Annotated in this window: 9 protein-coding genes; 4 read left to right on the top strand and 5 right to left on the bottom strand. The window is 59.3% G+C overall.

Going from position 1 to position 13,158, the window contains the following annotated elements; all coding sequences use genetic code 11:
- The first annotated feature begins 18 nt into the window (after window positions 1–18).
- The gene (locus TX23_RS03300) at window positions 19–705 is read left to right on the top strand and encodes an alpha/beta family hydrolase (protein ID WP_057700994.1); all 687 of its coding nucleotides are present in this window, start codon (window positions 19–21) and stop codon (window positions 703–705) included.
- Window positions 706–762: 57 nt separating this feature from the next.
- On the opposite strand, the gene TX23_RS27960 is transcribed toward TX23_RS03300, so the two are convergent.
- From TX23_RS27960 to TX23_RS03285, 4 genes are all read right to left on the bottom strand, one after another.
- Window positions 763–1,215, bottom strand: a complete 453-nt coding sequence (locus TX23_RS27960; RefSeq protein WP_157243898.1) for a hypothetical protein — start codon at window positions 1,213–1,215, stop codon at window positions 763–765.
- Between the two features lie 123 nt (window positions 1,216–1,338).
- Entirely contained in the window at window positions 1,339–2,196 is an 858-nt protein-coding gene (locus tag TX23_RS03295) for a hypothetical protein (protein WP_057700993.1), read from the bottom strand.
- A 163-nt stretch (window positions 2,197–2,359) separates the two neighbouring features.
- Window positions 2,360–3,925, bottom strand: a complete 1,566-nt coding sequence (locus tag TX23_RS03290; RefSeq protein ID WP_057700992.1) for a methyl-accepting chemotaxis protein — start codon at window positions 3,923–3,925, stop codon at window positions 2,360–2,362.
- Window positions 3,926–4,129: 204 nt separating this feature from the next.
- Window positions 4,130–4,921: a CPBP family intramembrane glutamic endopeptidase gene (locus TX23_RS03285; protein WP_057700991.1), complete on the bottom strand. Its 792-nt coding sequence runs from the start codon at window positions 4,919–4,921 to the stop codon at window positions 4,130–4,132.
- 422 nt (window positions 4,922–5,343) lie between these two features.
- Between TX23_RS03285 and TX23_RS03280 the strand changes: the two genes are divergently transcribed.
- Entirely contained in the window at window positions 5,344–6,204 is an 861-nt protein-coding gene (locus TX23_RS03280) for a DMT family transporter (RefSeq protein ID WP_057700990.1), read from the top strand.
- A 111-nt stretch (window positions 6,205–6,315) separates the two neighbouring features.
- Here the strand turns inward: TX23_RS03280 and TX23_RS03275 are convergent, their stop codons facing one another.
- Window positions 6,316–7,197, bottom strand: coding sequence for a DMT family transporter (locus TX23_RS03275; protein WP_057700989.1), 882 nt, complete (start codon window positions 7,195–7,197; stop codon window positions 6,316–6,318).
- Between the two features lie 153 nt (window positions 7,198–7,350).
- On the opposite strand from TX23_RS03275, the gene aceK reads away from it, so the two are divergent.
- Window positions 7,351–9,066: a bifunctional isocitrate dehydrogenase kinase/phosphatase gene (gene aceK / locus TX23_RS03270; RefSeq protein WP_057700988.1), complete on the top strand. Its 1,716-nt coding sequence runs from the start codon at window positions 7,351–7,353 to the stop codon at window positions 9,064–9,066.
- 70 nt (window positions 9,067–9,136) lie between these two features.
- A complete protein-coding gene (gene hrpA, locus TX23_RS03265; protein ID WP_057700987.1) occupies window positions 9,137–13,048 on the top strand; it encodes an ATP-dependent RNA helicase HrpA in 3,912 nt (1,303 codons plus the stop codon).
- The last annotated feature ends 110 nt before the right edge of the window (window positions 13,049–13,158 follow it).

Raw genomic sequence — 13,158 nt, 5'->3', positions numbered from 1 at the left:
CTAAAAAGCGAGGCAAGCATGGGCAAAGAGCACAAGGCCAGTATTGACGGGGATCAATGGGCGCAGTGTGTACGGGAACATGGCTGGTTGTGGGATGTCGCCACGGGCACGACTTCGGATAAGCCGGTCACGTTGATCCTGGCCCACGGCGCTGGCGCACCGATGGACTCGGCGTTCATGAACGACATGGCTGCACGCCTTGCCGGGCATGGCGTGAGCGTGTTGCGCTTCGAGTTCCCGTACATGGCCCAGCGCCGCTTGGACGGGGGCAAACGCCCGCCGAATCCGGCGCCGAAACTGCTGGAGGCGTGGCGTGAAGTGTATGCCCAGGTGCGACGTCATGTCGCTGGGAAACTGGCGATTGGCGGCAAGTCCATGGGCGGGCGCATGGCCAGTTTGTTGGCCGATGAGCTGGGCGCCGATGGGTTGGTGTGCCTGGGCTATCCGTTTTATGCGGTGGGCAAGCCGCAAAAGCCTCGGGTGGAGCACTTGGCCGGGTTGAAGACGCCGACGTTGATTGTGCAGGGCGAGCGCGATGCCTTGGGCAATCGTGCGGCGGTGCAGGGTTATGACTTGTCAGAGAGCATTGAGGTGATGTGGCTGGCGGCGGGGGATCATGATTTGAAGCCGTTGAAGGCGTCGGGGTTCAGTCATGAGCAGCATTTGGAGGCGGCGGCCATCAAAGCGTCAGGTTTTCTCGCCTGACGCTTTGCAGGTCTCTATGTTGGGATATTTCGGCTAGTGTTTTCGTGAGGTTTAACACTAGCGGTCCCTAATGAGCGTGAAGTGTCCTGTCGCGTCGTATTGAGCATACTCACTGTCGAAGGACGCCTCGAAGTTGCCATTGGCCGTGCCTTCAACAGGGTTGAGCTTTATTGTCAGCGTTGCGTGTTTGGCGGGAATTGCTGTAGTGCCAGGCATGTCGCCAGGGCCAGAGATGTAAAGAGCATAATGTAAAATTCCGTCAAGTATATACGTATTGTCTATCGGCGCTTCTCCTAGGTAGGGAATATGAAAATAATACGAAGAAAAATTCTTTTCAGGTTTATCTCCAATGGCCCCTGAAAATATCCAGGTATTTGTCTGTGTACGATGACCAAAAATTGTTCTTTCTGCAGTGATTGATGTTTGAGAGTTTTTAAATGTCCATTCAAAATGGTTGTTTGCTGATTGAGAGAGATAGCAGTCGGGGATGAAAATAATTTCTTGGTTCATGGTGAGACCTTTTACCCGTGGGGTTTGCGCTATCTGATTTTTTCAGAAATGCCAGCTTGAGTGTGTCGCGCTCGCCTGAGACGTGAAACTTATTTTGTTTTAAGCCTCTGTTGTCGAGCCTTATTACGATGGGGGGGTAGGGTCTTTTATAGGCTGAAACGTGCCGTTAGTCATCTCTACACGGTCGCGGATTTTATTTTTAAAGGTGGCTTCGCAGCGCAACGGCTGCTGAGTCAGTGTAAGCGTTACATTGTATTCGTCTTCATAGGTGCCACCGCCGAAGGGAGCATAGTAAAAATTCGATTTCTCATCACCGTTTTTAAATGTTTCATCGATGATCTGTTCATTTTCATCGTCGCAGTAAATATAAATAGCCCACTCCCGGTATTGAGGCGTACCCCATTCTCCCTCCTCGCCGGTCAGATACCATGCCTTACTTGAATTGGAGTAGGCCAACCAGCCCTCCGTTTTGTATTGAGTTTGTCCTTCTGTCCACTTAAAGACCGAACGTTGTGAGTTAAGGGTAGTTCCAGGCCACTCACAGCGGCATTTTATTTCGCATAATTCCGACGCTGTGTCAGTGAAAGAACCTTCGAAATTCAGCGTTGTGTTCCCTGTGCTTTCGTCAACGGTTACTTCAATGTCGCCGACAGGTTTAATACGTTCTTCCGTTTCAGGTGCGTTATTGTTTGCACCTTGAATGTACACGTGGGCGAAGGCTTTCGGGGTTTGCTTGAGTGATTTGTTCGGTGATGTGCTTATGGAGTCGCAAGGTATTTTCAGTAACAGTGATTGTTGAGTGTCAGGGGACTGGAGCGTTAACTTGACCCAATACTGATTATTGTATTCGGATAGGTGCAGTGGGAGGGCCCAGCCTTCCAATGTTCTTTCGTTGTTCGATGATTTTTCAGCCCACTGCACACGTCCCATGGTTTTTGGGAAGGGATGCAGGGCGCTATTTGAATCGGCAGGTCGGGACATGGCGATGTGCTCCTGTTTGACAGGTTCACACTATAAGGAGGGAGGCGTTCAAAGGTTAACTGTGAGAATTGACAGTTTTATAGAATGCTTGGTGATAAAAAGATGATGAGTGATAGCCATCTGCAAGGGACTCACTTGTTGGAGAAAGTGAGCCCCTGAAGTTCTACCGGTTAAAACGCTCCACCAGCGAGTACTGAGTATTCGCCGTATGCGTCAGCTCTTCACTCAACTGCGCCGAGTTCATCGCCTGCTCTGAAGTCTGGTCTGCCAACAACGCGATGGTGCTGATGTTACGGCTGATCTCCTCGGCCACGGCGCTTTGCTCTTCGGTGGCGGCGGCAATCTGGGTAGTCATGTCGGTGATGTTGGCCACCGCCTCACTGATGCCCACCAATGCCTGATCCGCTTCCATCACACGCGCTACACCCTCTTCAGCCTGGCGATGCCCGGCGTCCATGGTTTGCACGGCCGCAGCCGCCGTGTGTTGCAGCTTGGCGATCAGGGCATGGATCTGCCCGGTGGATTCGGCCGTACGCTGCGCCAGTTGGCGCACTTCATCGGCGACCACCGCAAAACCACGACCCATCTCACCGGCACGCGCGGCTTCGATAGCAGCGTTGAGCGCCAGCAAGTTGGTCTGGTCGGCGATGCCTTTGATCACATCGACGACGCCGCCAATTTCATCGCTGTCCTTGGCCAGTTGAGTAACCGTCACACCGGTCTCGCCTACCGCAACCGACAGCCGCTGAATCGCCTCGCGGGTTTCCCCGGCGATATCGCGGCCGCGACCGGTCAGGCGGTTGGCTTCCTGGGTGGCGTCGGCGGTGCGCTGCACATGGCTGGCGACTTCCTGGGTGGTTGCAGCCATCTGGTTGACGGCGGTGGCCACCTGTTCGGTTTCCACACGCTGACGTTCCAGGCCGCTGGAGCTGCTGTGCGCCAGGGTGTTGGACTGTGCCGCCTGATCGTTGAGGTGCTCGGCAGTGTCCTGCAAGCGGGTCAGGCAGGTCTTCAGACGCGCTTCCTGGCTGAGGATCGACATTTCCAGGCGCGCTTGTGCGCCACGGCTGTCGGTGTACATTTGCGCAATCAGCGGGTCGGAGGTGGTCTGCTCGGCCAGGCGCAGCAGGCGCTTGAGGCCGCGTTGCTGCCAGCTCAGGCCCAGCAGGCCCAACGGGACCGACAACGCCGCAGCCAGGGCAAAACCCCACTGGGAGGTGAGGGTGGCGCCGATCATGAAACTCAGTTGGCTGACCAGGATAAACGGCAGCCAGTCCTGCAGCACCGGCAGCCATTTGTCGCGCTGGGGAATGGCCGACTTGCCCTGGTTGATGCGTTGATAAAGCGCCTCGGCCCGGCGGATCTGCTCGGCGGTGGGCTTGATGCGCACCGATTCGTAGCCGATCACCTGGTTGCCGTCGAACACCGGTGTCACATAGGCGTTAACCCAGTAGTGGTCACCGGTCTTGCAGCGATTCTTGACAATGCCCATCCATGGCAAGCCTTGTTTGAGCGTGGACCACATGTGCGCGAACACCGCCGAGGGCACGTCCGGGTGACGCACCAGGTTGTGCGGAGCACGGATCAGTTCGTCGCGGGTGAACCCACTGATTTCGACAAACGCGTCGTTGCAGTAGGTAATGACGCCCTTGGCATCTGTGGTGGAGATCAACCGTTGCTGAGCGGGGAAGGTACGTTCGCGCTGGGTAACGGGTTGGTTATTACGCATGATTGTTCAATCCGCAAGGCTTTCAGGGGGTATCGGCCATGTGGGGCATTTATTTAACTTATTTTTGCAACAATCCTGGGACAGACGTTACCCCTGTAGGAGCGAGCTTGCTCGCGAAGCACCCAAGGGCAACGCGTTCATTCAGGATGCCTGCGTTAGCGTTGAAGTGCTTCGCGAGCAAGCTCGCTCCTACAGAAGAAAGGCTTAGCTGGCCAGCATTGGGTAGGTGAACAAGCCGAAGTGCAGCAGATTCAAGCCAAAATGCGTGGCAATCGCTGCGCCGAGCCCGCCAAAGCGATACGCCAGGCCGTAACCGACCCCGGCAATACTGGCCAGCATCACCCATTGCCAACCCGCACCGAAATGCATCAGGCCGAATAACAGCGAGGCCAGCAGCAGCGCAAGGTTCTCGCCGTAGGGCAAGTGTTTGAAGCGTTGGCTCAGGCCGCCCTGAACATAGCCACGAAACAGCGCTTCTTCCACCAGCGTCACCAGCAGCAGGTTATTGAGTACCCACAGCCATGCCTGGTCCGGCCATTTCGGCGCCCAGCTGATCATTCCCATCAGTGCGGCACCACCCAATACGGCGATAGCGGCCAGGGTCAGGGCCAGGGCGGTGACGCAGATCGACAGGCGCAATGAGCGTCGCGCCACAATCCACGGGCAGGCCAGCAACAGCCAGAAGCCTATCAGGGGCTTGTCCTGGTTCAGGTACATCGAGAATGGCACTGAGTCCGGAGTAAAACGCTGGGGCGCAATGCCGCGGCCGTTATAGAAACCCGGCAACCAGTGCATCGCCAGCCCCAGAGCCAGCACGATAAACAAACCATGGCCCAGGTAGCGTGCCCAGGGGTTGCGTTGCTGGCGCACGGCGTACCCGGCCACCAGCAGCAGTGCGATGGAGACCGCCGCCAGTACGCCCAGTTGGCCGTAGATCAAAGCCACGACATAGCCAATGGAAAGTAGGGTGAGGTACAGCCAGGGCAAAGCAGTCATGTGAAATCCTTCGAAAAATCCGGGCGGCATTATAGCGAGTGGCCAGGTTCTAGGGCATGAAAACGCCTCCACCTACAAGGCAAGGGGGAAAGGATTGCAAAGTATGTTTGCGGCTGGTTATAGTCGTCGCCTCTTTATCCCTTCAAAAAGATCAGCACATGCCAGCTTCCCAGCGTATAGCGGTAGTCGATTCAGCGGTCAACGCTGTGGTCGTGCCGTGCCGTGGCAAGCAGCCTGCGCAGATCAGTCACTACCCCCCACCTGTCAGTAGCACGCCGGTGTACGCAGTCGTATCACCGCCGGGTGTTGGCATTTCGGGCTGATCAGCGATTCGCTGTTGCCCCGTGCCTGCCTGAAAAAACCTACTGAAATTTCAGTTTTTTACTGAGTCGGCTTTTTTGCCTGATAACAGGTGGTAACTCATGTCTGTTCTTTCGAAACAATCCGTGGCCGCGGCGGCCTCGACGAGCTTGTTTGTCTTGCTGTGGAGCAGCGGGGCGATCTTCTCCAAGCTGGGCCTGGCCCATGCGTCGCCCTTTGCTTTTCTGCTGATCCGGTTTGCCATCGCTCTGATGGGGTTGGTGGTGCTGGTGCCGATCCTCAAGTTGAAGCTGCCACGCGCCGGCAAGCCCCTGCTGTATGCGGCGGCGACGGGCCTGGTGTTGTTGGGGGCTTATCAGATTTTCTATCTGTTGGCCCTGGACCTCAAAGTCACCCCCGGGGTGATGGCGACCATCATGGGCGTGCAGCCGATCCTCACCGTGGTGCTGATGGAGCGCCAGCGCTCCTGGCGCCGGCTGTTCGGCCTGGGGTTAGGCTTGGCCGGGTTGATCATGGTGGTGTACCAGCGCATCGGGCTGGCGGGCATGTCCCTGGCGGGGATGCTGTTCGGGCTGCTGGCGCTGGCGAGCATGACGTTTGGCTCGATCATGCAAAAGCGCATCACCGACAACCCCTTGGGCACATTGCCGTTGCAATACCTGGCCGGGCTGTTGCTGTGCGGGGTGCTTGTGCCGTTCCAGCCGTTCCACTTCGAGCACAGTGCAGGCTTTTACCTGCCGGTGCTGTGGATGGGTTTGGTGGTGTCGGTGCTGGCGACGCTGTTGCTGTATCGGCTGATTGCACGGGGCAACCTGGTGAATGTCACCAGTTTGTTCTATCTGGTGCCGGCGGTGACGGCGGTGATGGACTACCTGATCTTCGGCAACCGCCTGGCGCTGTTGAGCGTGCTGGGAATGGCGTTGATCATCGTCGGTTTGGTCTTCGTGTTCCGTAAGAACTAAAAACCACCCCTGTAGGAGCGAGCTTGCTCGCGAAGAACGTCAACGATAACGAGGGCATCCTGAATGAACAGGGCGCTCTCCGGTTTTTCGCGAGCAAGCTCGCTCCTACAGTTATTTGGACCGGCGCAGCACCAACCACAAGGCCCCGGCAATCAGCACACCGCCATACAGATGAGCCATGGACAGCGGCTCATCCAGCAGCAATGCGCCCCACAGCACGCCGAACGGCGGAATCATAAAGGTCACGGTCATTGACTTGACCGGGCCGATGGATGACAGCAGGCGGAAGTACAGAATGTAGGCGAACGCCGTACATACCAGCCCCAATCCCAGCAGCGACACCCACACCTGCCAGCCGCCCCAACTCGCCGGCGGCTGGGTGAGGGCGCTGAAGGCGAAGAACGGCAGCAAAAACAAGGTTGCACCCAGCATACTGCCCAAGGCCGACAGGCGACTGTCCAACCCGCCGCGCTGATCCAGCCAGCGTCGCGCCAGGAAACCGGCGAAGCCATAGCAGGTGGTCGCCAGCAGGCACGCCAGTGCGCCCATTAACAGTTCCAGATCAAATGCCACCGGCCCCGCGCGGGTGAGCACGGCAACCCCAAGCAGCCCCAAGGCCACCCCCGCTATTTTCGACGGCGTCAGACGCTCGCTGAAAAACACCCCGCCAATCAACACACCCATCAGCGGTGTGGTGGCGTTGAAAATCGCCGAATAACCCGCCGGCAATACCTGCGCCGCCACCGAATACATGGTTGCCGGAACCCCGGAGTTGATCACGCCCAACAGCAAAACGGTCTTGAACTTACCCTGGAAATCCCAGCTCACACGCATCATTGCCAGGATCACCAGCAAACCGGCAGCGGCAATCGACACGCGGAAAAATGCGGTCGGCACCGTGCCGATTTCCGGCGCGATGATGCGCATAAACAGGAAACTCGCGCCCCAGATGGCAGCCAGTCCCAGCAAGTAGAGGGTGTCAACAGGTCTCACGGAAAACTCCTACGCCAATCAGGCGGGGAGTGTTGCCCAGCGCTCAGGCCGACACAATCGCTAACTACAGCCGCCCCTGAAAAATCCCACTTCTCCTGCCGGCGTTCACTGTCTAAGCTCTGAGCTTCCCGCTACCCGTTCGAGGTTTCCCGCATGTCGCAGCCCGCCCTCGCTATCGCCCGGATGATCCTCGACGGTTTCGACGATTACCGTGAGCATTTTCGCCAGATTACCGATGGTGCCCGCGAACGGTTCGAGAAGGCCCAGTGGCAGCAGGGGCAGGCGGCGTCGGCGGCGCGCATCAACCTGTATGAAGAGAAAGTCGCCGAGGTCACTGCCCGCCTGCGCGCCGGTTTCGACGCCGGCGCGTTGCAGGACATCGAGCTGTGGCCGCTGGTGAAAAGCGCCTATATCGGCCTGATCGACCTGCGCTTTGACGATGAGTTGTCCGAGACCTGGTACAACTCGATCTTCTGCGGCCTGTTCAGTCATGACCTGATCAGCGACGGCTGCATGTTCATCCACACCACCCGGCCGAGCCTGCGCCGGGCGCGGGCGGCGCAAACCCGGGTTTACACGCCGGCCGGTAAAATATCAGACATGCTGGCGCAGATTTTCTCTGACTACAGCTTCAGCGAGCCCTACGCCGACCTTCCTGCCGACCTGAGCCGCCTCGAAGCCCAACTGCGGGAAAACCTGCCGGATTGGGTATGCAAGGACCCGGACCTCAAGGTCGAGCTGTTTTCCTCGGTGCTCTACCGCAACAAAGGCGCCTACCTGGTGGGGCGTATCTACACCCGCGACGAACAATGGCCACTGGTAATTCCACTGCTGCACCGCGAAGGGCGCGGCATCCAGATCGATGCGTTGATCACCGACGAAGCCGACGTGTCGATTATCTTCTCGTTCACCCGTTCCTATTTCATGGTCGACGTGCCGGTGCCCGCCGAATTCATCGGTTTTCTCAAACGCATCCTGCCGGGCAAGCACATTGCCGAGCTGTACACCTCCATCGGTTTTTACAAACACGGCAAATCCGAGTTCTACCGCGCACTGATCAATCACCTGGCCACCACTGACGATCAGTTCATCATGGCCCCCGGTGTGCGCGGTATGGTCATGAGCGTGTTCACGCTGCCGGGGTTCAACACCGTGTTCAAGATCATCAAGGACCGTTTTTCACCGTCGAAAAACGTCAACCGCGCCACGGTGATCGAGAAGTACCGGCTGGTTAAAAGTGTCGACCGGGTAGGGCGCATGGCCGATACCCAGGAGTTCGCCGATTTCCGTTTCCCCTTGAGCAAGTTCGAGCCCGAGTGCCTGGCCGAACTGCTGGAAGTCGCTGCCGGCACGGTTGAAGTGGAAGGCGACAGCGTGCTGATCCGCCACTGCTGGACCGAACGGCGGATGACCCCGCTCAACCTCTACCTCGACAACGCCAACCCCGCTCAGGTGCGCGAAGCATTGGAGGATTACGGCCTGGCGATCAAGCAACTGGCGGCGGCGAATATCTTCCCTGGCGACATGCTACTGAAAAACTTCGGTGTCACCCGCCACGGCCGCGTGGTGTTCTACGACTATGATGAAATCTGCTTTCTCACCGAAGCCAACTTCCGCCATATTCCTGCGCCGCGTACCCCCGAGGATGAAATGGCCTCCGAGCCCTGGTACTCCATCGGCCCGCTGGATGTGTTCCCCGAAGAGTTCCCTCCGTTCCTGTTTGCCGACGCGGGGCAACGCAGGTTGTTCGATGAACTGCATGGCGAGTTGTACAACGCTGACTACTGGAAGGGCCTGCAGGATGCGATTCGCGCCGGCAAGGTCATTGATGTGTTCCCATACCGGCGCAAGGACCGCGATAACGAATGAGGCGCGCGCACGTCCAGGGTTTTCTGCGACAATCCGCCCCCTGCATAAATAGACGACCCAAACGCACCTGATGACTGACCAAGCACCCACCATCGACCAACTGCTCAAAACCCTCGATCACGCCATGCTCGCCGACCGCCACCGCTTGCGCCGGCAGTTGCTTGAGCTGCGCAAGAAGCCCGATGAGGACAAGCTGGCGCAGTGGGTGGCGCGGATGCAGGCATCCTGTGCCCAGGTCACGGCGCGGCGCGCCAGCCTGCCGGTGATCCGCTACGACGACAGCCTGCCGATTGCCGCCAAGCGCGATGAGATCAAGGACGCGCTGCTCAAGCACCAGGTGCTGATCATTGCCGGTGAGACCGGTTCGGGCAAGACCACCCAGTTGCCGAAAATCTGCCTGGAAATCGGTCGCGGCCAGTACGGTCTGATCGGCCACACCCAGCCACGTCGGATCGCAGCGCGCAGTGTCGCCAGCCGTGTCGCTGAAGAGCTGGCCACGCCATTGGGTGCGCTGGTCGGTTACCAAGTGCGCTTCGAAGACCAGAGTGACTCCAACACCCTGATCAAGCTGATGACCGACGGCATCCTGCTGGCCGAAACCCAGAACGACCGTTACCTGGAACGCTACGACACGATCATCGTCGACGAAGCCCACGAACGCAGCCTGAACATCGACTTTCTGCTCGGCTACCTCAAGACCCTGTTGCCGCGGCGCCCCGACCTGAAAGTCATCATCACCTCGGCGACCATCGACCTGGAGCGCTTTTCCAAACATTTTGACGATGCGCCGATTGTCGAGGTGTCGGGCCGTACCTTCCCGGTGGACACCTGGTATCGCCCACTCACCCTGGAACAGGACGAAGAGGGCAACCGCGTCGAGGACGACCTGACCGTCGACCAGGCGATCCTCGCCACCCTCGACGAAATCGCCGCCCATGAACGCAGCGAGCGACGCAGCCCCGGCGATGTGCTGGTGTTTCTGCCCGGCGAGCGCGAGATCCGCGATGCCGCCGACATGCTGCGCAAGGCCCAGCTCAAGCACACCGAGATTTTGCCGCTGTACGCGCGGCTGTCGCCGGCCGAGCAACAGCGCATTTTCCAATCCCACCCGGGCCGGCGCGTGGTGCTGGCGACCAACGTTGCGGAAACCTCGCTGACGGTGCCGGGCATTCGTTATGTGATCGACAGCGGGACTGCACGCATCAGCCGCTACAGCTACCGCGCCAAAGTGCAGCGCCTGCCGATCGAGGCGATTTCCCAGGCCAGCGCCAACCAGCGCAAGGGCCGTTGTGGCCGGGTTGAGCCGGGCATTTGCGTGCGTCTGTACAGCGAAGAGGATTTTATCGGGCGCCCGGAGTTCACCGATCCGGAAATCCTGCGCACTAACCTCGCCGCCGTGATCCTGCAGATGCTGCACCTGCGCTTGGGTGAGATCACCGATTTCCCGTTTATCGAACCGCCGGATGGCAAAGCGATCAGCGACGGGTTCAACCTGCTGCAGGAACTCTCGGCGGTGGACCGTAACAGCCAGCTCACGCCGTTGGGCCGCCAGCTTGCACGCCTGCCGGTGGACCCGCGTATGGGCCGCATGTTGCTCGAAGCGGCCAAGCTGGGCAGCTTGCAGGAAGTGCTGATTGTTGCCAGCGCCATGTCGATCCAGGACCCGCGCGAGCGGCCGCCGGAGCGCCAACAGGCCGCCGACCAGGCCCACGCACAGTGGAAAGATCCGGATTCGGACTTCGCCGGGTTGGTCAACCTGTGGCGCGGGTTTGAAGAGCAGCGCCAGGAACTGACTGCCAGCCCGTTGCGTAACTGGTGCCGCAAGAACTTCCTCAATTACCTGCGTCTGCGCGAGTGGCGCGACTCCCATCGCCAATTGAGCCTGATCTGCCGCGACATGCAGCTCACCGTCAATAAAGAGCCGGCGGATTTCCCCAAACTGCACAAGGCGGTGCTGTCCGGTCTGCTCAGCCAGATCGGCCAGAAGACCGAAGACGGCGACTACCTCGGTGCGCGGCAGCGCCGATTCTGGATCCATCCCTCGTCCGGCATCGGCAAGAAGCGTCCGCAATGGCTGATGACCGCCGAACTGGTGGAAACCACCAAGCTCTATGCGCGCATGGTGGCGAAGATTGATGCCGACTGGATCGAGCCGCTGGCGGGGCACCTGATCAAGAAAAACCACTTCGAACCCCATTGGGAGAAGAAGCGCGGCCAGGTCGTGGCGTTTGAGCAGATCACTCTGTTCGGCCTGATTGTGGTGGGTCGCCGCCCGGTGCATTACGGGCCGATTGACCCGGTGGTCTCTCGCGAGTTGTTTATTCGTGAGGGCCTGGTGCGCGGCGAGATTCAGTCCCGTGCCAAGTGCCTGACGGCCAACCAGAAACTGTTGGAGCAACTCGACGAGCTGGAAGCCAAGGCTCGCCGTCGCGACATCCTGGCCGACGAAGAAACCCTGTACGCCTTTTACGATGCGCGCCTGCCCGCAGAGATTCATCAGACCGCGACGTTCGACAGCTGGTACAAGGTCAACAGCCAGAAAGACCCGCAACTGTTGATCATGCGCGAAGAAGACGTATTGGCCCGCGAGGCCAGCGAAGTCACCGCTGCGCATTATCCGGACACCTTGCACCTGGGCGACCTGGCGCTGGCCTTGAGTTACCACTTCGAACCCAATCACCCGCGCGATGGCGTGACCCTGCGGGTGCCGGCGCCGTTGCTGCCGGCGTTGCCGGCCGAGCGCCTGGAGTGGCTGGTGCCGGGCTTGATCGAGGCCAAGTGCATCGCCCTGGTGCGCAACTTGCCCAAGGCGTTGCGCAAAAACTTCGTGCCCGTGCCGGACTTCGTCAAGGCCGCGCTGCAACGCATCGAATTCGGCCAGGGCTCGCTGCCCCAGGCGCTGGGACGCGAACTGCTGCGCATGACCGGTGCGCGGGTCAGCGATGAAGCCTGGGCCGAAGCGGCGCAGCAGGTAGAAAGCCACCTGAAGATGAACCTGGAAGTGGTCGACGGCCAGGGTAAGTTCCTTGGCGAAGGTCGCGACCTGGCCGAACTGACTGCACGTTTTGCCGAGGCCAGCCAGGCTGCGTTGGCGGTACCACAGACTGCGAAAAGCCAACAGCCGGTAGAGGCCAAGGTGTTCGCGGCGGTGGCCGAAAAGACCCAGCAAAACATTGCTGGCCTGTCGATGACGGTGTACCCGGCGCTGGTGGAAGAGAACGGCACGGTCAAGGAAGGGCGTTTCTCCACCGCCGCCGAAGCCGAGTTTCAGCATCGCCGCGCATTGCAGCGGCTGCTGATGCAGCAACTGGCGGAGCCGGCAAAATTCCTGCGCGGCAAATTGCCGGGCCTGACTGAGTTGGGCTTGATGTATCGCGAACTGGGGCGTATCGACGCGCTGGTGGAAGACATCCTGTTGGCCAGCCTCGACACCTGTGTACTTGAAGGCGAAGCCAGCCTGCCGCGCGATGGCGCGGGTCTGGCTGCCCTGGCCGAGCGCAAGCGTGGCAGTTGGACCGAGCACGCCGAGCGCCTGGCACGCCTGACCCTGGAAGTGCTGAAACTCTGGCACGGCCTGCAAAAGCGCTTCAAAGGCAAGATCGACCTGGCCCAGGCCGTGGCCTTGAACGATATCAAGCAGCAACTGAGCAACCTGGTGTATCCAGGTTTTGTGCGGGAAACCCCGGCCCAGTGGTTCAAGGAACTGCCGCGTTTCCTCAAGGCTATCGAACTGCGCCTGGAAAAACTGCCGAGCCAGGTGCAAAAGGATCGGGTATGGAGTGGCGAGCTCAGCGGCCTGTGGGCGCAATACCAGAACCGCCTGAACAAACACACCCAGGAAGGCAAGCGTGATCCACAGTTGGAGCTGTACCGCTGGTGGCTGGAGGAATACCGGGTGTCGTTGTTTGCTCAGCAGTTGGGTACCAAGGTACCGATTTCCGATAAACGCTTGAGCAAGCAGTGGAGCCAGGTAGAGCCCTGATTCCGGGCCCAACTGTAGGAGCGAGCTTGCTCGCGAAAAACGTCAACGATAACGCGGGTTTCCTGAGTAAACGCGGCGCCTGTGAGTTTTTCGCGAGCGAGCTCGCTCCT

Origin of the sequence: Pseudomonas paralactis, from assembly GCF_001439735.1 — a bacterium.
Classification (GTDB): domain Bacteria; phylum Pseudomonadota; class Gammaproteobacteria; order Pseudomonadales; family Pseudomonadaceae; genus Aquipseudomonas; species Aquipseudomonas paralactis.
The sequence above is the reverse complement of the archived record's forward strand: the minus strand, read 5'-3'. Positions and strand labels throughout refer to the sequence as shown.

Bases quoted from the DNA above. Each gene is read 5' to 3' on its own strand.
- TX23_RS03280 (WP_057700990.1), top strand. From the start codon at position 5,344: ATGTCTGTTCTTTCGAAACAATCCGTGGCCGCGGCGGCCTCGACGAGC.
- hrpA (WP_057700987.1), top strand. From the start codon at position 9,137: ATGACTGACCAAGCACCCACCATCGACCAACTGCTCAAAACCCTCGAT.
- TX23_RS03295 (WP_057700993.1), bottom strand. From the start codon at position 2,196: ATGTCCCGACCTGCCGATTCAAATAGCGCCCTGCATCCCTTCCCAAAA.
- TX23_RS03285 (WP_057700991.1), bottom strand. From the start codon at position 4,921: ATGACTGCTTTGCCCTGGCTGTACCTCACCCTACTTTCCATTGGCTAT.
- TX23_RS03290 (WP_057700992.1), bottom strand. From the start codon at position 3,925: ATGCGTAATAACCAACCCGTTACCCAGCGCGAACGTACCTTCCCCGCT.
- aceK (WP_057700988.1), top strand. From the start codon at position 7,351: ATGTCGCAGCCCGCCCTCGCTATCGCCCGGATGATCCTCGACGGTTTC.
- TX23_RS27960 (WP_157243898.1), bottom strand. From the start codon at position 1,215: ATGAACCAAGAAATTATTTTCATCCCCGACTGCTATCTCTCTCAATCA.
- TX23_RS03300 (WP_057700994.1), top strand. From the start codon at position 19: ATGGGCAAAGAGCACAAGGCCAGTATTGACGGGGATCAATGGGCGCAG.